Source organism: Flavobacterium sp. SLB02 (assembly GCF_009664855.1).
Classification (GTDB): domain Bacteria; phylum Bacteroidota; class Bacteroidia; order Flavobacteriales; family Flavobacteriaceae; genus Flavobacterium.
In genome coordinates this window covers 3,677,921-3,699,759 of the sequence record NZ_CP045928.1, presented here as the reverse complement: position 1 = coordinate 3,699,759, position 21,839 = coordinate 3,677,921, and the positions used below count along the sequence as shown (strand labels likewise).

The 21,839-nt window shown below is 29.8% G+C and carries 20 protein-coding genes; 11 read left to right on the top strand and 9 right to left on the bottom strand.

Annotated features, from left to right (window positions below; all coding sequences use genetic code 11):
- Window positions 1–147 precede the first annotated feature (147 nt).
- The 5 genes from GIY83_RS13385 to GIY83_RS13365 all read right to left on the bottom strand — a co-directional run bounded on the left by GIY83_RS13385 (window position 148) and on the right by GIY83_RS13365 (window position 6,234).
- Window positions 148–1,071, bottom strand: a complete 924-nt coding sequence (locus tag GIY83_RS13385; protein WP_208681795.1) for a hypothetical protein — start codon at window positions 1,069–1,071, stop codon at window positions 148–150.
- Between the two features lie 3 nt (window positions 1,072–1,074).
- Entirely contained in the window at window positions 1,075–3,570 is a 2,496-nt protein-coding gene (locus tag GIY83_RS13380) for a hypothetical protein (RefSeq protein WP_208681794.1), read from the bottom strand.
- Between the two features lie 42 nt (window positions 3,571–3,612).
- Window positions 3,613–4,176, bottom strand: a complete 564-nt coding sequence (locus GIY83_RS13375) for a tyrosine-type recombinase/integrase (RefSeq protein ID WP_208681792.1) — start codon at window positions 4,174–4,176, stop codon at window positions 3,613–3,615.
- Window positions 4,177–4,588: 412 nt separating this feature from the next.
- Window positions 4,589–5,215: a hypothetical protein gene (locus tag GIY83_RS13370; protein ID WP_208681791.1), complete on the bottom strand. Its 627-nt coding sequence runs from the start codon at window positions 5,213–5,215 to the stop codon at window positions 4,589–4,591.
- 488 nt (window positions 5,216–5,703) lie between these two features.
- Entirely contained in the window at window positions 5,704–6,234 is a 531-nt protein-coding gene (locus GIY83_RS13365; RefSeq protein WP_208681790.1) for a hypothetical protein, read from the bottom strand.
- Between the two features lie 158 nt (window positions 6,235–6,392).
- Here GIY83_RS13365 and GIY83_RS13360 point away from each other — a divergent pair, with 158 nt between their 5' ends.
- The 7 genes from GIY83_RS13360 (at window position 6,393) to GIY83_RS13330 (ending at window position 13,288) form a co-directional block, all read left to right on the top strand.
- The gene (locus tag GIY83_RS13360) at window positions 6,393–6,665 is read left to right on the top strand and encodes a helix-turn-helix transcriptional regulator (protein WP_208681789.1); all 273 of its coding nucleotides are present in this window, start codon (window positions 6,393–6,395) and stop codon (window positions 6,663–6,665) included.
- 175 nt (window positions 6,666–6,840) lie between these two features.
- A complete protein-coding gene (locus tag GIY83_RS13355) occupies window positions 6,841–7,107 on the top strand; it encodes a helix-turn-helix domain-containing protein (protein WP_229029098.1) in 267 nt (88 codons plus the stop codon).
- Between the two features lie 51 nt (window positions 7,108–7,158).
- A complete protein-coding gene (locus GIY83_RS13350; protein WP_229029097.1) occupies window positions 7,159–8,145 on the top strand; it encodes an AAA family ATPase in 987 nt (328 codons plus the stop codon).
- Window positions 8,146–8,400: 255 nt separating this feature from the next.
- Complete coding sequence (locus tag GIY83_RS13345) at window positions 8,401–9,300, top strand: hypothetical protein (RefSeq protein ID WP_208681781.1); 900 nt, start codon at window positions 8,401–8,403, stop codon at window positions 9,298–9,300.
- A 43-nt stretch (window positions 9,301–9,343) separates the two neighbouring features.
- Complete coding sequence (locus tag GIY83_RS13340) at window positions 9,344–10,384, top strand: hypothetical protein (protein WP_208681779.1); 1,041 nt, start codon at window positions 9,344–9,346, stop codon at window positions 10,382–10,384.
- Between the two features lie 70 nt (window positions 10,385–10,454).
- Window positions 10,455–11,840, top strand: a complete 1,386-nt coding sequence (locus GIY83_RS13335; RefSeq protein WP_208681778.1) for a hypothetical protein — start codon at window positions 10,455–10,457, stop codon at window positions 11,838–11,840.
- An 833-nt stretch (window positions 11,841–12,673) separates the two neighbouring features.
- Window positions 12,674–13,288: a hypothetical protein gene (locus tag GIY83_RS13330; RefSeq protein WP_208681777.1), complete on the top strand. Its 615-nt coding sequence runs from the start codon at window positions 12,674–12,676 to the stop codon at window positions 13,286–13,288.
- A 41-nt stretch (window positions 13,289–13,329) separates the two neighbouring features.
- Here GIY83_RS13330 and GIY83_RS13325 read toward each other — a convergent pair whose 3' ends face one another.
- From GIY83_RS13325 to GIY83_RS13310, 4 genes are all read right to left on the bottom strand, one after another.
- Window positions 13,330–13,716 (bottom strand): flagellar motor protein MotB, encoded by a 387-nt coding sequence (locus tag GIY83_RS13325; protein ID WP_194615311.1) that lies wholly within the window; start codon window positions 13,714–13,716, stop codon window positions 13,330–13,332.
- Window positions 13,717–13,919: 203 nt separating this feature from the next.
- Window positions 13,920–14,306, bottom strand: coding sequence for a secretion protein (locus GIY83_RS13320; RefSeq protein WP_208681776.1), 387 nt, complete (start codon window positions 14,304–14,306; stop codon window positions 13,920–13,922).
- A 373-nt stretch (window positions 14,307–14,679) separates the two neighbouring features.
- Window positions 14,680–15,087: a T9SS type A sorting domain-containing protein gene (locus GIY83_RS13315; protein ID WP_194615313.1), complete on the bottom strand. Its 408-nt coding sequence runs from the start codon at window positions 15,085–15,087 to the stop codon at window positions 14,680–14,682.
- An 800-nt stretch (window positions 15,088–15,887) separates the two neighbouring features.
- A complete protein-coding gene (locus GIY83_RS13310; protein WP_208681775.1) occupies window positions 15,888–16,307 on the bottom strand; it encodes a secretion protein in 420 nt (139 codons plus the stop codon).
- 448 nt (window positions 16,308–16,755) lie between these two features.
- Between GIY83_RS13310 and GIY83_RS13305 the strand changes: the two genes are divergently transcribed.
- The 4 genes from GIY83_RS13305 (at window position 16,756) to GIY83_RS13290 (ending at window position 21,809) form a co-directional block, all read left to right on the top strand.
- Window positions 16,756–17,628, top strand: coding sequence for an AraC family transcriptional regulator (locus GIY83_RS13305; protein WP_194615315.1), 873 nt, complete (start codon window positions 16,756–16,758; stop codon window positions 17,626–17,628).
- Between the two features lie 289 nt (window positions 17,629–17,917).
- Complete coding sequence (locus GIY83_RS13300; RefSeq protein WP_208681774.1) at window positions 17,918–19,954, top strand: M13 family metallopeptidase; 2,037 nt, start codon at window positions 17,918–17,920, stop codon at window positions 19,952–19,954.
- 365 nt (window positions 19,955–20,319) lie between these two features.
- Window positions 20,320–21,189: an alpha/beta hydrolase family protein gene (locus GIY83_RS13295; protein ID WP_208681773.1), complete on the top strand. Its 870-nt coding sequence runs from the start codon at window positions 20,320–20,322 to the stop codon at window positions 21,187–21,189.
- A gap of 89 nt (window positions 21,190–21,278) precedes the next feature.
- Window positions 21,279–21,809, top strand: coding sequence for a hypothetical protein (locus GIY83_RS13290; RefSeq protein ID WP_229029096.1), 531 nt, complete (start codon window positions 21,279–21,281; stop codon window positions 21,807–21,809).
- Window positions 21,810–21,839 lie beyond the last annotated feature (30 nt).

Here is a 21,839-nt window from a genome sequence, read left to right as displayed (position 1 = left end):
GCAAATCTACTTTAGTTAGACTTTTTTAAAAAGTGTATTTATAAAGTTTGATGTTAAAGTAATAAGGAATTAAAGATTGGAAAATTTTTCCAATAGTTAAAGTTTATATACTGATTTAGACTAAAGGATAATGTATTTTTTCCAGAATTAGGGATAATCTCTAATAGCTTGTGTATAATTTTCCAGATTAAAATTTCCTTTTTCAAAATTATCAATTAAAAGATTTATGTCTTCAATGTTTTTGATGTAATTTATTTTTAGTTTGACATCATCAAAAACTTCTTCAATCATATTTTCCATGAATTTAAAAATATGATACATTAGTAAAAGTTTTGTTTTTTTGAATTTTAAATCTCTTAAAGTCATGTAATAACTTGAAAAAAATTCTTTTTGAGAAAATTGACTTCGATGGTGCCAAGAAATGTCTTTGGTTAATCCCCATGTTTTTAATTCTATATAGTTATGATGTGTAATACTGTCATATCCCTTTATTTTGCTTAACTTAGAAGGATTTAATACCGACAACATTGGAGAATCTTTTGAATCAATCTCTTTGATGCTTTTAATTACTGAGGAATATTGTTTTGTTGTACATATTTGATGTGGAAATTCTAAAATAAAGCATTTATCTATTGGTATTTTTACTGATTTATTTCCTATGCTTTTTGGTACGCTTTGTTTTAGAGAATTCCATTTTCTTTTTATATTGCCGTCTATTAATTTAATGCTTACTAGAGTATTGTTTGAAATTGATGAGTTTTTTTCAAAGCAACATATTCCATCTCTTATAAGTTCATTCGCTATTAAAAGAAATAATTCAATCAAAACTACTTCTGTGCTATTTCCTCGCCATGTATCAGGATGTAGCTTGAAAATATTCGTAATTTCCTCAAGTATTGTATTAGAATCCTGCGCTTCTAAGGTAAAAGTTATTAAACCTTTTCTATGTTCAAATTTATCAAAGCTCAAATCCTGCATTAACATACTATGGTGAAAGTAGCTGGCTTCTCTATAATGGTAATCATAAGGATATCTAAATTCGATAGATATTTGATTTGTTTCTTCTTCCATACTTTATTCTTTTGTGATGCGTAAAATCTTATTGAACAGGTTTCTTTGATTTCCCTTGGAAAGATATATTGCGCTATCTTTTGCATCTATAAATGTCAAAAGGTAAAACTCTAAAAATATCTCTTCATAGTCATTTTCTCTATAACTATTGTCTGTAAGATACTTTGATATTATACTTTTTTTGAAATGATTTGTGTTAATTTGATTGCTGTTAACAAATTCGATAATATTCTTTGAACGGTTATTGTTTTCATGGAAATTGTGTCCAACACCTAGCTTATCATTTTTATAAAAGGCATAAGAAGAAGTAAAAATTTCGATTTCAGTCTTAGAGAAATTATTTTCGTTCCAAATTTCAATTGCTGTGTTCCAAAATGATATGCCTGTTAATTCAGTATATATATAGCAGAGACCCGTAATTTGAAACAATTCGATGTGAATCTGGTAAGCTATTGCTAAAGGATGAATGTATTTCTCTTTGTATCTAGAATTAAGGGAGTAAAAAGCTGTTAACGAGCTTTTTAAAAATGGTGTAAAAAGATTTTTAAATTTTGTTAAATCTTTTTCATACAGGCAATTATTTAATTCTTCTGATAAAATTGAAAATGAACGACCAAATATATCAGGGTACTCTTCATCCCAATTTACACTGCATATTTTTTCAATATTATTACTCGTTTCAAATATTATTGCCTCTCTTACTGAATATAGTTTTTCTTTAAATTTAGGAATGTCAATTTTGCTCCAACGAAAATTTCCTTTATATAAATTATTTCTATCAAAACTATCAACTAATGTTGCTATTCTACTAATTCGAAATTCAATTTTGCTTGTTGACTCCAATGCTAAGTGGCAAAGAAAAGATACTGTTAAAAAATCCTTTTTTTCTTTAGATTTATCGATTAGTGGATTAACGAATTTATCTAGTTGACTTAGTGCTTGTGTGAATTCTTTTTCAATCAAAATTAGATATTCGGCTGTGCAATGTTGAATTATATACCAATCTGGTGTTATTTTTTTGCCTTCAATAGCAATTTCATTTTCTATATTACTGTGATACTTCTCTAGATGAGAATATAAATGCTTTGGAAGTTTTGATTCATATATAGATTCTTTTTTACTCCAATTAATCTTTATAATCTCGTTGTTAAAATTTTCGACAGTTAGCTCTTCTATAGCATTAAAAAAGGAAATTTGAAAATTTGCCAGTGAGCGCACAAAAGTTTCAGCTAATATGAAATTAGCCTTAGATTCTTTGTATGAATTGTGTTTAATTTTTAAAAATGAATTTTTGGCAACAAATAAATTTTCGCTGAGTAATTTGTAAGCAGGCTTAAATTCAAATTTATAACCATAAAATTGAAGAGTATTCATTGATTTTAATAGATACTCACTTGTTATTTCATAATTTGAAGTTTTAATTAGTTTTTTGCCGAGCTCATTTAATATTTCAAAAATTTCTTCTTCAAACCACAAAAGATTTGCATCAACTGTACTTTGAACATAAGTTTTGGTGTTAATGGATGTTTGCCTTATATGGTCATTAGTTTCAAAAAATGACCTGTGGTAATCTTTGTTTTTGAACCATTTGCTTTTTACAGGTATCTTGCTTTTTTGTAAAGAATAATAATTTAAGAGTGAATATGTTTGTGAAATTGTATTTAAAAATGACTGTTTGTTTATTAATACAGCATCAAAACTTAACTCAATAATTAGTCTTATCTTATCAATGTTTTTTTCAGCTTTTCCTCTAAAATGATTTTGAAAGCTTGGGTTGTTCCAATAGACGCTTTTAATAGTTGCGTTTTTGATGTTTTCTCTAATATCTTTGTTAACGATATTTAATAATGTATCAGGTTCAAATAGATTGTAAACTCCAGCTCCTAATCTTAATAGAGAAAATAGGCTGATTAAACTTAGAAAAAGAAGAACTAAAAGAACAAGGTTTCCAGGAGTATAACCAAATGTTATTAATAAAAGAGTTAGTATTGAATAAGAAGTTAAAAATGCTAATTTTCTTAGATAGTTTTGAGTAACAGGCTCTATGAAAATTAAGTTTCTAATGCTTGAATTGACTTTTGCATATCCTGTACTTGCAATAGTAGCTAAAATTGGATAAAATAATGCAAGTAATACACCAGATACGCTAGCAATTAATGAAATGAATTGAGTAACAGAGTCGTTGCTATCTGGATAAGATGGCTTTGGTACTAATGTAATAATTTTTGTAACTTCTATGGGAAGGAAAGAAGCATTTTTATTATAAAGTAATTGTGTAAAATACTCAACTGTAAATAAGAATACTACATAAATAATTGCACGGGTGATATTCTTTAAAAATGCAAATAAATAAAAACGACTATATGAAAGATTTTCTTTCTCGAAATCAAATTTTTGAGTTGTTTGAAATTTAAAGATATTAAATCTTAATTTAATTTGTCTTTTCTTTTCTCTAATTATCCAAAATATCTTTTTATCGTAAAGCTTATAACTATTCAAATTTACTTTTTTAGTAAAAGTATATATTTTTATTGAATAGCCTTACAAATTCATATAAATATCATCTAATTCCTCTTGTCTAATTCCTAGATATCTTTTGGTAATTGCTGGTGATGAATGGTTAAATAGCTCGCTGAGGTATAAAAGGGCTTTATCTGTCTCATTATTGTTTGACCATACTTGGCGACCAAAAGTTTTTCTAAGACTGTGAGTAGAAATTGCTAGATTTTTAGAACCTAAGATTTCTTTTAATTTACGATTAACATATTGAGAGCTAAAAACTGTATTTTGGTTTGAAGTAAATACATATCCTGTAGTTTCTGGACATCTTTCTTTTAGTAAAATATAAGCATTTTTAATATTATCGTTTAATCTGATAACTCTCTTTTTGTTCGTTTTTGATTCAACTAAAGAAATAGAATTGTTTTCTAAATCTTCATGCTTCAATTCCAATATATCAGATATTCTTAATCCAGCATTTATTCCAAATACAATCAAAAAGCCTAATTTGAAATTTTTATCGGTTTTGATAATTTTTATTGCTTTGTTCAGGGTCGAATCAAAATTTAAATAATCGCTAGTAGTAGAAGAATTTTTTAGGCTCATGGCTATCTTGTTTATTAATGTAAAAATAAAAACAAAAAGTTTCAAAAACAAATAAAAATGATTAAAAGTGAAACTTTTTTACAGGCAAGAATTACCAAATCTTTGTCAGCCCTTTATTTATAGGGGTTTAGTTAAATTAAAAAGTTTCACTATTATTAGAAGTGAAACTTTTAAGTATTTATAGATTTTTTGTTCACGTTGTTCATAAATAGAAACGTGAACACTGTGAACATAAAATATCGAAATGAACTTTTTAAAATTAGCTTCGATTTTTATATTGCAGTAATTTTGAAAGTTCACGAAATTGTTCGGGTGTAAAATTTGACTGTTTAAAAATTATTGGAAATTTTAGGTCTTCTTTTTCTAGAATCTTTTTTAGTTGAGATAAGGTTAACTTTATTTTCATGATTACTTATTTTTTGATGGTATTGATAAAATCCCAGTCTTCCCCGTTTAGACCATCTTTAGACATATAAAACAATCCTGCTTTATATTTATCATATTGGCTCACATCAATTCTATCGTAGCTGAAATATGCTTGAATATCGGTTACAATTTCCTTATGTAGTTTCTTATCCTCAATATATATTACAAAATGGTTATGATATCCTTTTCGGTTGGTAAACGGTTCAGTAGTGAAGAAGATTCTTAAATCTGTTGTGTTACCGTATTTTTCAACCAAATAATCATAAAGCCCGTGCATTTGCTTAAAACAGCTGTTCTTTTTACGGTCTAATTTGTAGGCAACAGTAAAGAAGAAACTCCAATGCATCTGCCAAAAAGTAGATTGCAGGCTGTCTTTATCCTCCAGACATTCAATTAAATTTCTCATAGACTGGTTTTCCTGTCTGAGAATCTTATTTTCATCAAACATTACCTCACTGTCAAAATAGCGTGCGTGGTCTATTGGAAATAACCTCTTTCCATTTTTTAGCATAGTGGCTGAAAATAAATCTTCATTCTTATTGTAAAATCTATATATTTTACTTTTACTGGCTTTGGTAGTATTTTTAAATTCTATTATATTTTCATATTTCATATTTTAATCTGTTCCTATTTATTTTTTGTTATTTAGATGCAAGAACTCCATACAAGGGTTTTAATCAAGCATCTGTATAATAAATACTAACAAATTCTTCAAAGTGTAGCTTATTGGGACTTTTTTTGAAAAATATTTTTTTTTGGACTGGATAATTTCTGTGTCAAAGTGAGACAATTATGCCGAAATCCTGAAAATATATCTAATAATCTGTTCACAGTATCATAAGAGCTTATGAATTAGATGTATTTTGTGTAATATAAGAAAGGTAACCAGATTAAAAATCTTGGTTATTTTATCATAAAAGATAAGGCGGGAGGGGGCATAAGGCAGGGATATTCGGGGGATAGCACGGATTGTCTCATAAGTAGGATACGTGCTCTTTTAGAATTATAATACAACTATTTTTCCTGTAAAAAATACCCCTTAAAAGCAAAAACCACCCTAAAAGGATGGTTTAAGCATATCAAACATTTAACGTTTTAAGATTATCTACACGTAGGACATGAGCTTCTACGGGCTTCACTGCAACATTTCTGTGAGCAATAATATCCTATTGATGTTGTGGAATTTGTTCTATAGCAATCTGACATTTTGCCTAAATGAGTATAGTGCTCTCCACTGAAAGATTTTCCGCACCATGAGCATGTTTTGCTTGACGAGTAAGAACTGCTGTTTGATGATGTTGATGATGAATCATAATCATATCGGCTGGCTGTAGCCAATACTTGTTTGCAATGTGCTATTTCTTTTAGAACCTCATGAATGTGTTTATCCCTATTTCTAATTCCTCTTTTTTGACAGTCACCGTTAAAACTTGTTATATCGTTACTCAATTCGGTATAATCATTTAATAATTTCTCAAAATCATTGGTGGTTTTTGATGTGTCTGCCTGAACAGATAATTTATCATATCGTAAATCATTTGCTTTTTTCTTGAGTTTTAGGTCAGCTGGATAGTCGTTACAACTAACCGATAGAATTGAAACTATCAGTATTAATAAAAATCTATAAAACATTTTGTAATCTAGTTTTGGGTTTCTTTCTAGGAAAAATACTTTTCTCATTTGTGTTTTTGGTTTTTAAAGTGAACATTATTTCTTATTGTATGGCAAATATATAAATTATAGCACAAGTGCTATAATGATTTTATTATTTATATCTTCATTTTGATGAAGTGAAAAAAGATGAAACTAAAACCCGAAAATTAATCTTCGACCAAGAAGGTTTACAGTTGCTTGCCAAGCGACTTAAGGAAATACGCTCTGAAAAGGGGATTTCACAAGAAGAACTCGCTTATCGTTCCGAATTAACATTATCTCAAATTGCTAGAATCGAGACAGTCAGAATAAATCCTACTATTAGTACTATATTTAAAATTGCCCGTACTTTAGAAGTACCATTGCAGGAGTTATTTAATTTTGAATTACCACCATTTTTGAATAAATAATTTTTTGATTTAAAACATAAACGTAAAGCCACTTTAATTTAAAGTGGTTTTTTTATTGTATTTAAGTCTTGTAAATCAATGTGTTAGTAATTTTATTTATTTTGATTATGCGAATTAGGGAATCCCTAAAAATACCCTAATCTTCATTTGCATCATAATCTTAAACATGATAAAAATGAATAATCAAATCTTATTAAACGGTATTACAATTGAACAACTAGCAGAAGCATTAAAAGTATTAATGTTTGAAAAAGCCCCAGAAAAAATGAACGCTGAAAATGTGTTATTAACAAGAGATGAGGTATGTGAACTTCTTTCTTTTAATAAGACAAGTCTATGGAAACATACTAAAAGTGGAAAATTAAAAAGTTACGGTATTGGAAATCGTATTTATTATAAGCGTCACGAAGTATTAGAAGCCGTTAAACCTATTAATTCATAAGTCATGATAAATCTGTATAACGATGTGGAAATATGTGCTAATACAAGTGATATGGCTGTGATTGAAAAGGTTTCAAGAGGGCTAAATGAGAATATTGGATTATTCACTATTAAATCTGCTACCCAATGGATGGAAGAGGCTAAAAGTAAACCAGTTCCAAAAATGCTTTTTGGCGAATTCTGGTTTGAAGGCGAATTATGTATTCTTTTTGCAGATACAAATTTGGGGAAATCTATTCTGGCTGTTCAGATTGGAAATAGTATAAGTAAGAATGAATCAATAGTGCCTTTCAAATTAGATTCACCAAAACAGGCTATTTTATATTTTGATTTCGAACTTTCATTAAAGCAATTTGAAAATAGATATTCTAAAGACTATAGCGAGCATTATGATTTCGATGACAATTTTATAAGAATAGAAATTAATAGTGATGCTGAAGTGCCAGATGGTAAGGATTTTGAAGATTATCTTTGTGATTCTTTAGAACATTCAATTATTTCAACAGGTGCAAAAATAATTATCATAGATAATATTACTTTTCTTAAAAATGGAAATGAGTCTGCTAAGGATGCCTTGCCATTAATGAAACAATTGAAAGCATTAAAAAATAAACATGAATTATCAATATTAGTTCTTGGTCATACACCTAAGAGAGATTTGTCAAAACCTTTAACTATTAATGATATAGCAGGAAGTAAAATGTTGAGTAATTTTTGCGATAGCGCATTCGCAATTGGGCAAAGTTCTTCAGATTCAAGTTTACGATACTTAAAGCAGTTAAAACAGCGAAACACGGAACAAATTTATGATTCTGAAAATGTCTGTGTTTGTCAAATTTCAAAGCCTGAAAATTTTCTGGAATTTGAGTTTGTAAATTACGCTGAAGAACGAACTCATCTGAAAGAATTTAAGAAAACGGACAAAGAGAATATAATTGGTAAGGTTAAAGAATTATCAGTATCTGGTAAAACACAAAGACAAATTGCTACAGAATTATGTATATCTCTAGGAGTCGTAAACAAATATCTAAAAAAATAGTGTTCATTTTCACGTTGTTCACGTTTTTAGCATGAACATTATGAACACCATGAACAGAAAAAGGGATAGATATTGGCTGATATTAAAATTGTCCATGTTTATTATGTTCAGACTTTTAAAAATGAACACAATGAACGAAAACTTCATAAGTGTGGGAAAATAGTATATATTAGCAAAAGGATAAAACCTTACATTTTTATACTATAAATCTAGAACAATTAATCTTAATTTTAGAAGTACAGCAATTATCAACAAATGAAATACGATTTATTACATACAGAAATATATCAAACTCCGTGTCCAGAATGTAAAGCTATTTCATTCCCAATTACGCAAGAAAATTTATCCAATTATTTTCATAAAATAAAAATCAAGTGCCCCAAATGTGAAACAAATCTTGACTGGTGGGCTTTATTATTAAGGCATTTCGAATGGGATGTTCCTTCATACACCTATGCAATAGTTGGAGGTTTTACTACAAGTTTAAGAATTTTTATGAAGCCAAATGAAATTTTTAATTTAGATTTAGAACAGATTGGAATCCCTAAGCAATCAAAAATTTTACAAACTAGCTATACTCCAAATGGAACTGGTTTATTTCCAGTTGAATTACACGGGAACACTCCTCCTAGGCATTATATTCCCAATATTATCAATTTATATGGTCGTCCATTTGGTGAGACCGCAGAAGAAACTCCAGTTGCAATACAAATTAACTGGGCTGAAAAATCGGATGATAATCAGATTTGGGAAAATCTTATTAATGCTGTTGAGTCTTTTACATTAAAAGATTATAATGGATGTGTAATTCCATCAAATGTATCCGTCGAGTCTACATTAAATAATATTATGACAAGATACTTTTCAGAATTTGCGGCTAAAGATAGGGTTGAAGATTTTTTAAGTAGTGGTGCGACTTATAGTTATCAGTTAAATATTTTACTTCCTTTAATAGCACATTACAATAATTTTCCTAAAATTCCAGACTTCATTAGAGGTAATTTAAACAGGTTGAGAGCTTATAGAAATTCTCTAGCTCACACTGGTAAGACTGAAAAGCAAATAGATAAGAAAACAGCTTCTGAGTTGGTATGTTCAGCATCATTTGCATTGTCATATCTAAATCTTCTTGAAGAAAAAATGAGTAAGAATTAAAATAAATTCTTAAAAAATTTGCACAACGATATCAACTAAAAAAATGAAGAATATTTACGATTTATTAGTTCCAGAAAAAAATCTTCACGCAAGATTTAAACTGCTTACTGAAAGCAATTTATTTGAACCAGCGAGAAATATTATTGAGAATATTTGTAATCGCTTTGATGATAAAGATGGAAATTTCATAAAAGATTTTCAAAGTACTGGATTTGATGCAAGGTTATGGGAAATATATTTATTTATTTTTTTATTTGAAAATAACTTTGAACAAATTGATGATGTAAATAGACCTGATTTTCATGTACAAAAGAATGGATATGATTTCTTTATTGAGGCAAGTTTATCCGCTGAAAAGGAAGATGAGAGATACTCCCGAGAATTTATTAAAGAAGCGGTAGAAAAAAATGATTTAAAAATTCAAAAGGAACTTATAGATTATTATTCAATAAGATTAGGAAGCGTTTTATATTCAAAATTAAACAAAAGGTACTGGGAATTAGATTGGGTTAAAGGCAAACCTTTAATTTTAGCTGTAACCCCATCACATAATTATATATCAAAATTCATTCCTGACGCTAAAATCATGGAATATTTGTATGGTATAAAAATCACATCTGAAGAGATAGGAGGATTATTATTAAATGCTAAAAATGAACCAGTAGAAGAACATATTCATGAAGGTAAAACTATTCCTTCAAATTTCTTTTCGCAACCAGACACAGAGAACATAAGTGCTGTAATTTTTTCTAATAATTGTGACTTACACAAATTTAATAGGATGGGATTTGAACATAACTTATCTAAAAGAGATTTAATTATTATTCGTTCTGGCTATGAATATGATGATTCTAAACCAAATGCAAAAGCTAAAGATTTTGCACATCAAGTTAAAAAAGGAGAGGTAACTGAAAATTGGGCTGAAAGCCTAACGATTTACCATAATCCAAATGCAAAAATAAAACTTGATAGGAATATTTTTGAAAATGTCAAGCAAATATGGGTTAATGAAAAAGGAGATTTCGATGGAATTATGACAAAAAAATTTGTATTTCACTCGATAACAATTACTAGTGAGATGTAATAATAACTCTGTCATTTTTCTGTGTAAAAAGATATTATTCTGAATTTAAACGAATTATAAAATTAAAGCTATGATTAAAGTATATCTTGATTGGAATGTAATATCACAAATGAAAAACGGGAATCATCCAGAATTGAATAATATAATTTTTGACAATCCTAAATTATTAGTACCTTATTCAACTTCTCATATTGGCGATATCTTGTCTAGTTTTAATGAAACCGAAAGGCAAAAAGAATTAATACGATTAGATTTAGAATTCTTAAGTAAGTTAACAAATGACCATTGTTTATACAATGATGGAAAGTCTATTCTTTTAGATTATACGTCTCCTATTGAATTATTTGGACAGAGAGTTGAAATGAAAGATACTTTTAACGACATAAGTCTTGATGGTTTAAGTGAAATTTTCAATCAAGACGAATCAACAAAAGAAATAGGAGAAACATTTATTAATTCTTTAAAATCTATCTCACTTGGAGAGGATTTTATTCAAGCACTTGAAAATCCAGAAGTTGCAGACCAAATGGAGAAAATGTTTCCTGGACTGAAAGAGAATCCGACAATGGAGGGGTTTTTTCAAAGCTTTAGTAAAATGAATATTGCCCTTAATGAAAATGATAATTATAAACATTTACGAGAAATTGTTCAAGATGGATTCGGTATTAATAGAGATAAGATTTTCAATATAGAAGAACCTTATAAATTAATAGACAAAGAACAAAAAAATAAGGGGTTTGCAATTGATGGATATATTGATAATTCGAAAAATGCTCCTGAATGGTTTAACAAGATTTCCAATGAATATATTTTATTGGATATGTTTGGATATCAAGAGGACAATGTGAATGTAAAGAAAGGTCGAAAAGAAACATTTAAAAATACTACAGAAGATGCATTTCATGCATCATTTGCTTCAACGTGTAGTTTTTATGTTTTAAATGATAAGAAATCATATAATAAAACAAAAAAGATATATGAAAAGCTTTCAGTAAAGACTGTTGTATTTAAACCTGAAGAGTTTGTTGATTATTATAATAGATATTTAAATATCGAAGATGTTAGTTTAAATTTACCTATAGCGTACGATGTATTAAAAAATCATGAGTTTTATGAAAGCGAAGAAGAAGGAGGTAAATTAAGGACATATTTTATGCCATATTTTTTATTTGATTTTTTTAATAAAATTCTTGTATATATACCAAACGATGATAGTTACATAAGTCTTTTATTAAGTCAAAATAAGTCTGATAATTATATAACATATGTAAAGCAAGTAATAAAATTAGTTGATAATATTACAGAGCTGTTAGGAATTGATGTTGAAAAAATCGGAAGAGTGAAAGAAGAAGAATTTATTGATGGGAAATGGAGTGGAAGAACATGGAAGCAAAATAATATTACATATAGATTAATACTTAATAATGTGACTTTTCAATTTTACATTGAGGAGTAGAATGTTAATTTATTTCTGTATTATATGTAGTGTTTAAGCCTGTATTCTCTAGTGAGGGTAATTATTGACGTAATTTTGTTAATAACAATTGATTCATTTTTATGCAATAAAGAATTATATTTGTCTTGATAATGAAAAACATTATTACGCGAAACAAAAAAACCAAAAGCGGGAACTTTTGGTTTTCGTGGAATTTATAATCCCATATTATTTTCGGTCTTATGAAAATACTTTATGTAATGTGTGCATCCCTGATGTTATCTCAGGTGAGCCACCTTGTCAAGCAGATTAGAAAACTAATCCAAGCTTGTAAAAAGTAAACTTTTAGCCACTAGATTTCGTTACTGGAACTGGTGGCTTTTTCTTTGAAACAAAAGTAGTAAAAAAAGTAAACAAAAGTTTGTGTTATCGAAAAAAATATTACTAAGTAATATGATATTACTTTTTATTTTTTAGTGATATTATTGCATTGATATTCTGTTTTTTATGGGTGATTCGCTATCCGTAGAAGAGCTAATATTTAGCACTATTGTTTTAACTTAAAGTGAATTTTAGATTTTCTTTTTGGCTCTAATTATTTTACTCTTATTGACTAAATGTTGACTAAAACTATATTGATGTCAGTAAAATAAGGGTAAATCAGTATAGAAGGAATATGTAAAAATTTACAATTTATATTTATGGAAAACCTCTCAAGATATTGAGAGGTTTTTTTGCTTTGTTTGTAAAATTTAAGTGCTTTACGTGTTTCCTTAATTTTAGAAATGTTTGTTTGTATATATTAGCATTTAAGTTTAATATTATTTTATAAAAGACATAAATCTTAAGTTATAATGAAAATTGTTCTAGAAAATACAGGGATTAAAACAGATACTTTTTATATACCGCCTTTTGTTTTGTATGAAGGTGAAGTAGTCGTTTTGTTTTTGTATAAAGAGGACGATTATTATGATGCTCAGGTATTCCTAAGAGATGTTTTTTGCGGTAAAATTAAGCATGAAAATGTAATCTTGCATCGAAAGATGAGATTTGTCGAGTATTTTAGAAGATCATATTTTAGGGATAACTTTTTCCCTTTGACAGTTGGAAGATATCTTAAGAAAAACGCAGATCTTAAAAGTCCTTTTTCTAATAGAATATTTGAAGATAAATGGATTACAAAAGAAACTAAAATAGAGAAGTTGGCAGGAACCCCAAGAAAGCTTTTGACTTTATATGCAGCTCTTTCAAAAACAAAAGATATAATATTTGACTTACCCGCACTGGATTGGGAGGGAACTGAGTTTGCTTTTAAGATGGTAAATAATGCAGTAAAAGAAGGAGGGTCAGCGATTTTGCTTGATGGTATTGAGAATATGAAAGAATATGCATCAAAATATATTGAAGTAGAATGGAATGAAGATTATGTGCCACCACATAAGCATTTAGAATTTAAGCTAAGCTGTTAATACAAACTTCCTGCTCGTGAACCCAAAACATATAAGTCTTTCTATATTTTACGTCTTACCGTTGCGTTAGATTTACTTTTTAGTTTTTCTATCAATGCATCGGCTTTTTCGTTTTGAGAAAGGGATCGCAATGATTCTGCGTAGCGATAATAATAGATGGGGTCTAAATCTGATGTCATAGCAAATAGTTCGCCGTACCATACTGCTGCTTTATCAAAATAACAATGTGTATAAGAGGAGTTTCCTAATTTTTGAAACAGGTCTACAGATTTGTATCCTTTTGCAGCAACATTTTCGTAAGTTTTAATTACGTCGACATAAGCATATTTGTCGCTTATTTTATCAGTAGTGTAAAATTCTTCAGTCTGGGCAGCAACCCGAAATGAAAAAACAGTCAATAATAGTAAAATAGCTGGTTTTTGTTGCATAGACATTTTTTTGAATGAATTTGAGAAATGCTTAATCCTTAAAACAATAAAAAAAATCAATTGTATTTGTTTTTATTGTAAAATTATGTAAATCAATTGTATAACTCATAATTGTTTGTTTTATTATGGATGAAATCATTTTTTATAAAACAAAAAAAGCATCAGCCACGGCCGATGCTTTTCAGTTTTTACGTAAAAAACAATTAACGACGGAAACCAGGACTTTCGTTTACTGATTCGTCAAGCTTAATAGTTTTTGATTTTTTAGCAGAAACAGCAATTTCGTGTTTCGCAACTTTACCATTTTCGTTTACTTCTAAAGTGTAAGTTCCGGCAGGAAATGCCTCTAAACTTAAAGTTTTCGAAATCTCTAATTTATCTGTAGCAGATGCTCCTGTGTACACTAAATTATGGTTTTCGTCGTAAATAGAAAAAACTGATTTCTCAACGTTGTGCAAAGTAAAGCTAATTACTTTTCCGTTTCCGGTTTTTATATTCAAAATATAATCCCCTTTTCCATCAATTGCGTAAGTAAAGATTGTTGTTAAAAATACGGCAACAACTAAGCCCATTTTGGTAAAATTTGTCATGTTTTTTTTAAATTGTTAATTACTGTTTGTGGAACGCTCAAAACTACAAATTGAAATTTAATTTTATGCAAAAAAATCACTTTTTTATATGTGTAAATTGCTGAATTAAAGATGTTTCTGTGTTTTGACTGAACTATGTACGTAATTACTGGGCTTCTGGATGTTTTTAGTTCCTGTTTTTTAATCGTGTAAAAATCAAACTATTATATTTATTAAGAATAGTTTTCTAAAAATAAGCTCACGAAAATTTTCAGGTAAAAATTGGGCATAAAAAAACAGCCCAATAACCACAAAGAGCTGTTTAAAAAACGATTATTCGTCTTAAATTTTACTAACTATCTAACCTCACTTTTATACTTTTCAGTATAACTTCTTAACGTACTGCTACGTTTGTATTTTTAGCAGAAAAACCTGCTTTGTAAACTGATGAAATTGCTTTTTTTGATAATACAGTTGCATTATCAGTTATAGTAATTTCGTGTCTCACTTTTTTTACATTATCTTCAACTTCCAGGAAGTAAGTTCCGGCAGGAAATTCTTCCAAGCTAAAAGTTCTCAAAATTCCATCTTTACCTGAAGCGCTTTCAGAATAAATTAAAGTACCTTCTTTGTCATAGATCGATAAATTGGCTTTTTTTACCTGATTAAGGGCAAACGTAATTACTTTTCCATTATTCTTTAATACGTGAAGATTAAAATCTTCATTTCCGTCAATTGCATAAGTACTCATTCCAGTAAAAAGTACCGCACATACTAAACTTAATTTTAAAATCTTTTTCATGGTATTTAGTTTTAAATTAATAGTTCTAATTCTCTGATGCTAAATTACTTATGATGTAGGTGTTTTTTAACAACTCTATTTGCCAATTTCGATGCTGTATTCTCATTTACGAAACCGTTATAGGTTAAATTTTGAATTATTTTTATCGTTTTTGTTAATTAGGTTATTATTTTTTAATGTTTTGTTTGAATTGAGATAATATTGATTGATCTGGTTTTCTTACAAAATTTTTGTGGAGTAACGTTGAGAGGGTACGCGCATGACAAGGATTCGCTAAAGGGAAAACGCAGATTAAAGCGGATTTTTCATTTCCTCCCAATGTCCTCCCGAGGAACTAAGGATCTTCGCAAGAAACTAACACAAAGCATTTCTACATTGTTTAGCTGCAAATAGGAATAATTGATTTGGGATGATATTATTGAGGATTTTATAAAACACACAATCGCAAAGCTTTTTGAACTTTGTGTTTTTGAGCGTAGTGTTATATAAAACTCTTAGTGTTTAATGCTAATTTCAACATGTAGCAAGTTTTTATTTAACCACAGAGAACGCAAAGATTATATTTAAAGGGGTTTAAAAACATAAAGTTCACGATCCCGATAGCTATCGGGATTGCCTCTTTACGGTTAAACAAAAAAAACACAAACTTTGTGTCTTAGTGCCTTTTTGGCAAATCCAAAAAAGTAGGGCACAAAAAAAACAGCTCAATAACCACAAAGAGCTGTTTCAAAACAATCATGTTTTTAACTTTACTAACTATCTAACCTCATTTTTATACTTTATGAGAAGTATAAACTTTTTTAGCGTACTGCTACGCTTGAATTTTGAGCAATTGTATTTGCTTTATATGCTGACGAAACTGCTTTTGACGATAATACAGATGTATCATCAGTAATTGTAATTTCGTGTCTTACTTTTTTAACGCTGTCTTCTACTTGTAAGAAGTAAGTTCCTGCTGGAAGTTCTTCTAAACTAAAAGTTCTTAAAATTCCTTCTTTTCCAAAAGCATTTTCAGAATAGATTAAAGTATTGTTTTTATCGTAAATACTAATACTTGCCTTTTTAACCTGGTTTAAAGCAAACGTAATTAGCTTTCCATTAGCCTTTAATACATGAAGGTTAAAATCAGCTGCACCATTATCATTTCCGTCAATTGCATAAGTAGTCATTCCTGTAAAAAGTACTGCGCACACTAAACTTAATTTTAATATCTTTTTCATAGCTCTTAGTTTTAAATTATTGCTTTAATTTTCTGATGCTAAATTACTCTGGTCATTGCTTTTTTTTCACAACTGTATTTTCCAATTTATGTGCTGTATTCTCATTTACGAAACCGTTATAGGTTAAATTTTGAATTATATTAGGCGTTTTTGTTAATTCGGCTATTATTTTTCAATTATTCAATAAAATTAACATTTGTATAAAATTTCTAATATTCTTACAAATATCGTGTATCGGTATTAAATAGCAGTACTAAATACGATTTATGGAAAAAATCTACCAAAAAAATACGGATCATGAAAAAAATCTATCAAATGTAGTTGTTCGGGCATTTAACTTTTAATGATTATTATGCAAAATTCTCATTTACGAAACCGTTATAGGTTAATTTTTAAATTATATTAGGTGTTTTTGTTAAATTTGCTATTATTTTTTAAAGAAATTATCATGAAGACAATTGCCCCAGCTCTTGAAGTGATATCAAACTCATACGGAAGTTCTTTTACCTACACAAAGCACGCCGAAAAGACCAATAGTAAAGCGCATTTATGGCATTATCATCCAGAAATCGAGTTGGTTTATATAAATGGTGGGGCGGGCAAAAGACAAATAGGAAGCCACGTTTCTTATTATACGAATGGTAGTTTGATACTTATAGGTGCTAATTTACCACATTGTGGTTTTACAAATGAACAAACGGGAAACATTAATGAAACCGTTATTCATATAAAACCGGAGTTTTTAGGGAACGATTTTTTTGTTGCTCCCGAAATGAAAAAGATACAAAATCTTTTTAGTCAGGCAAAAGCCGGAATTGCTTTTGGCGGAGAAACTAAAAAAAGAATCGGTAAGAAAATCGAGATGATGGAACACCAGCTTCCTTTTGAACGTTTATTGACGCTCCTGAGTGTTTTAGACGAATTAGATTCTTCTGAAGAATATACTGTGCTTAATGCCGACGGATTTTCGTTAGAATTGCAAACACAGGACAATGATCGTATCAATGTTATTTTTAATTATGTAAAAGATCATTTTCAGGAATCTATCGCAATAGATGAGGTTTCAAGTCTGGTAAGTATGACAACGCCTTCATTTTGCCGTTATTTTAAGAAGATTTCCAATAAAACCTTTACAGAATTCGTAAACGAATATCGTTTGGTTCATGCCTCAAAACTACTGGCCGAAAAACCAATAAGCATAAATGAAGTATGTTACGAAAGCGGCTTTAATAATTTTAGTCATTTTAGTAAATCTTTCAAACAATACACCGGTAAAAGCGCTTCGCAATACCGTCACGAACACAAAATTATTATTAGCTAATTCTATAGGAGGAAGCTTTAGATTTTTTGCCACGAATTTACAAATTAGCACGAAATAATATTTTTATTTTACTTAGAAAAAATTAGTGCCAATTTGTAGAATTAGTGGCAATTTTTTTTATTCTGTCTAGCTAAGCGTAGTTGAAGCTTTTTTTGGGAATTTGGAATTTAAAATTTGGATTTTTTTAATTTTTGATGTTGTTATAAAAATTATATTTACATGCTTGTTATCTTGAAATTATAACAATTCAAATAATGAATTATTTCCATCAACCAAAATTTATAACCGAATGAGTTTATTTAGAAAACCTGTTACATTCCTTCTTATCGGAATGACATTTTTTAGCTGTAATAAAAAAGAAGTCGCATTTTCAGATCCTTTAATTACCAATCGCGATACCACCATCAATCCGGCCGATGATTTTTTTAATTATGCCAATAATGGCTGGTTCAAAAAAAATCCTATTTCGAAAACGGATAGCAGTAACGGAATAATGAGAACTGTAGTTGATACGATCAACGGACAAATTAAAAGTATCTGCGAAAATTCGGCTAAAGATGAATCGGCGGCAAAAGGAAGCAACAAACAAAAAATAGGTGATTTTTATGCTTCGGGTATGGATACGATTGCCATTGAAAAAGCAGGTTTGTCTCCGCTAGATACCGAAATCAAAAAAATCAACGAAATTAAAGATGTTTCAGGACTGGTCAATACAATTGCACATTTGCAAACCGTAGGAGCAGATCCGGCATTTACATTTTATGTTTCGCAAGACGATAAAATCAGTACAAAATATGCGCTGTTTTTCGGGCAAGGCGGTTTAGGAATGAAACAGAGAGATTATTATCTTGATTCGGACAAACGAAATGTCGAAATTCGTGCGGCTTATTTGTCTCATCTTAAAAACATGATGCGATTTACAGGAGATGAAGAATCAGTTGCGGTAAAAAATGCAGCATCGATTATGAAACTCGAAACCGAACTGGCAAAATCATCCCGAAAATTAGAAGCGCTTCGTGATCCTATAAAAAATTATAATAAGATATCTGTAGAAAAGTTCAATACGCTTACACCAGATATCGACTGGAAAAAAGTATTGCCAATTTTAGGTATTGCAAAAGCGGATACAATTATAGTAGGGCAGCCGGAATTTTTTAAAGCATTAAATACCACGATAAAAAAATATACGATCGAAGATTGGAAAACCTATCTTAAGTTTAACCTTGTTAGTGCTTACGCTCCATATTTGAACGCAGCGATCGAAAAAGAAAATTTCAAATTTTATTCGACAGTACTAAATGGTGTTGCAACTCAAAAACCACGTTGGAAAAGGGTAGTAGAACAAACAGATTCATCTTTAGGAGAATTGGTAGGTCAGGTGTATGTTAGTGATTACATGCCAAAAGGCGTTAAAGAGAAGTTGCTGGAAGTAGGAAATAATATTCGTGATGTCTTTGCTTTACATATTAAAAAACTGGACTGGATGAGCGAACCTACTAAACAGAAAGCTTTATTTAAGTTGAGTAAAATGGTCATGAAATTGGGTTATCCTGATAAATGGAAGGATATGAGCGCACTTTCTATAGATCGAAAATCATATTGTGGCAATGTCATGAAAGCTTATATTTGGGATTATCAATACATGATCAACAAATTTGGAAAACCTGTCGACAGAAACGAATGGGTGATGCAGCCGCAAACGTACAATGCGTATTATAATCCTAGTAATAACGAAATCGTAATTCCGGCTTGTAACATTATTGTTCCGGGTTACGAAGGACGTATGCCGGACGATGCTGTTTTGTACGGAATTATTGGTGGTTCTTTCTTCGGACATGAAATCACGCACGGTTTTGATGATCAGGGAAGTCAATATGATGAAAAAGGAAACCTGAACAATTGGTGGACGGCCGAAGATTTGAAAAAATTCAAAGCCAAAACAAAGTTGATAGTAGACCAATATAGTAAATATGCAATATTGGGTAAAAATATAAATGGTGATGCCACTCAAGGTGAAAATATTGCCGACTTAGGCGGCGTAATTATGGGTTATGAAGCATTCCAAAAAACAGCACAATTTAAACACAAGGAAAAAATTAGCGGATTAACTCCCGAGCAGCGTTATTTCCTTGCTTATGCTTATTCATGGATGATCAACAGAAGAGATGAATCGAAAATCAATCAAATCATGACTGATGTACATTCACCGGAACAATTTAGGGTGAATGGACCTTTGAGTAATATTCCTGAATTTCATAAGGCATTCAATGTCAAAAAAGGAGATAAAATGTATCAGCCGGATAGTTTACGAGTAATAATCTGGTAAAACATAAAATAATAAGTGATATATAAAACCATTCGTTGCAGCGAATGGTTTTTTTTGTTTTACGATGTAATTGTCCACAGATTGTACGGATTAAAATGATTTTATTTTGTCTGAAAAATGTGTGGATTTTTGTTTCACGCAGATTCTGCAGATTTTAGCAAATTTTACTTCGATTTAAAATTAAAAATCTGTGTACATCCACTTAAATCTTTTTAAATCTGCGTGAAAAAATTAATCGTAATCCAATTCGTGAAAATTCGTGCAATTAGTGGCAAACCCTTACTACCAAAAAACCAGTCGGATTTTTCATATAATTTACGCGGAAAAAACTATATTTACAATCCCAAAAAAGAAAAAATATAAATATGAAAAACTTTAGAATCTTAATGTTTGCTGTTCTTTTATGTGCTTCTTCAATGAGTTACGCTGCAAAAGTAGATACTTTACAAGTTGCCAGTACCGCCATGAGCAAAACCTATAAAGCGGCGGTTGTATTACCCAATTCTTATGCAAAAAGCAAATCGGCGTTTCCGGTGATGTATTTATTGCATGGAGCTTACGGTCATTTTAGCGATTGGCTGAAAAATACACCAAACAAAAAACTAGTTCAAAATTTATCTGATCAGTATAATATTATTATTGTAATGCCGGAAGGAGAGACATTCAGTTTTTATCTGGACAGTCCGGTAAATAAAGGAAGTCAGTTTGAGACTTTTATTACTCAGGAAGTAGTTCAAAAAGTAGATAAAACCTATAGAACGATAAGTAACCGAAACGGAAGAGTAATTACAGGACTTTCTATGGGAGGTCATGGCGCATTATACTTATCTGCCAAACATCCTGAATTATTTTGCGCTGCCGGAAGTATGAGCGGTGCGGTAGATATGAGTACGATGCTTAATCGTGAATCTTCGGCTCAGGTAGTAAAACTGATGCAGCCTGTTTTTGGAGACAAAAGCGATAGTTCTGAAATGTATGCCCAATATGCCGTAATGGGAATGCTGGATAAAATTAAAGCCAATAAACTACCTCTAATTATCGATTGTGGAGTTGATGATTTTTTGATAGAACCCAACAGAGAATTACACCGAAGACTGGTATATAACAAAGTAGATCACGATTACATAGAACGTCCCGGAGCGCATACCTGGGATTATTGGGAGAATTCTCTACCTTATCATGTACTATTTTTTAATAAAATCTTGCTTAAAAACCAGCAGGTTGCAAAAAAATAATAGAAATTTTTTACAGAAAGAAACGTAAAAGCTTTTTTTGGTTTGATTTTTGGAATACCTTTATGTATAAACTTAAAAAAATAAAAATTATGAAAAAGATACTTACCTTATTCGCAGTTGTTGGATTAATTGTGTTTTCAAGCTGTGAAGGCGATCAAGGGCCTCCGGGTGAATCGGTTGCCGCTAACGTTTTTGAAGTTGAAAAAGTAAATTTTAGTGCGACTGCTAATTCTGATTTTGATTTTAATTTTAAATCACGAATTTTTCCAGGTGATGTCGTTTTAGTATATAGATATGCTGGATTCTCTCCTACTACTAATTTAGATGTCTGGACAATTCTTCCTGATTCTCACTATTACACAGATGGAGGGCTTTATTTTAGCTATAAATTTGATTTTACTCAAGATGATGTTAAAATTTATACAGAAGGATTGGATTTAATTGCAAATCCAATACCAGCTGATTTAAGGACTAATCAAATATTTCGTATTGTAGTTGTTCCTGGTAACAATCCTATAGTTACTACGGCTAAATCTATAAATAAAGCTGACTATTCAGATTATTATGCAGTTATTAAGAAATATGGTATTGATGATAGTAATGTTAAGAAATTAAACTAATCACTAAAGGCTAAAAATAAAAAAAGGAAA

Bases quoted from the DNA above. Each gene is read 5' to 3' on its own strand.
- GIY83_RS13385 (WP_208681795.1), bottom strand. From the start codon at position 1,071: ATGGAAGAAGAAACAAATCAAATATCTATCGAATTTAGATATCCTTAT.
- GIY83_RS13375 (WP_208681792.1), bottom strand. From the start codon at position 4,176: ATGAGCCTAAAAAATTCTTCTACTACTAGCGATTATTTAAATTTTGAT.
- GIY83_RS13370 (WP_208681791.1), bottom strand. From the start codon at position 5,215: ATGAAATATGAAAATATAATAGAATTTAAAAATACTACCAAAGCCAGT.
- GIY83_RS13365 (WP_208681790.1), bottom strand. From the start codon at position 6,234: ATGTTTTATAGATTTTTATTAATACTGATAGTTTCAATTCTATCGGTT.
- GIY83_RS13355 (WP_229029098.1), top strand. From the start codon at position 6,841: ATGAATAATCAAATCTTATTAAACGGTATTACAATTGAACAACTAGCA.
- GIY83_RS13350 (WP_229029097.1), top strand. From the start codon at position 7,159: ATGGCTGTGATTGAAAAGGTTTCAAGAGGGCTAAATGAGAATATTGGA.
- GIY83_RS13345 (WP_208681781.1), top strand. From the start codon at position 8,401: ATGAAATACGATTTATTACATACAGAAATATATCAAACTCCGTGTCCA.
- GIY83_RS13340 (WP_208681779.1), top strand. From the start codon at position 9,344: ATGAAGAATATTTACGATTTATTAGTTCCAGAAAAAAATCTTCACGCA.
- GIY83_RS13335 (WP_208681778.1), top strand. From the start codon at position 10,455: ATGATTAAAGTATATCTTGATTGGAATGTAATATCACAAATGAAAAAC.
- GIY83_RS13330 (WP_208681777.1), top strand. From the start codon at position 12,674: ATGAAAATTGTTCTAGAAAATACAGGGATTAAAACAGATACTTTTTAT.
- GIY83_RS13325 (WP_194615311.1), bottom strand. From the start codon at position 13,716: ATGCAACAAAAACCAGCTATTTTACTATTATTGACTGTTTTTTCATTT.
- GIY83_RS13320 (WP_208681776.1), bottom strand. From the start codon at position 14,306: ATGACAAATTTTACCAAAATGGGCTTAGTTGTTGCCGTATTTTTAACA.
- GIY83_RS13315 (WP_194615313.1), bottom strand. From the start codon at position 15,087: ATGAAAAAGATTTTAAAATTAAGTTTAGTATGTGCGGTACTTTTTACT.
- GIY83_RS13310 (WP_208681775.1), bottom strand. From the start codon at position 16,307: ATGAAAAAGATATTAAAATTAAGTTTAGTGTGCGCAGTACTTTTTACA.
- GIY83_RS13305 (WP_194615315.1), top strand. From the start codon at position 16,756: ATGAAGACAATTGCCCCAGCTCTTGAAGTGATATCAAACTCATACGGA.
- GIY83_RS13300 (WP_208681774.1), top strand. From the start codon at position 17,918: ATGAGTTTATTTAGAAAACCTGTTACATTCCTTCTTATCGGAATGACA.
- GIY83_RS13295 (WP_208681773.1), top strand. From the start codon at position 20,320: ATGAAAAACTTTAGAATCTTAATGTTTGCTGTTCTTTTATGTGCTTCT.
- GIY83_RS13290 (WP_229029096.1), top strand. From the start codon at position 21,279: ATGAAAAAGATACTTACCTTATTCGCAGTTGTTGGATTAATTGTGTTT.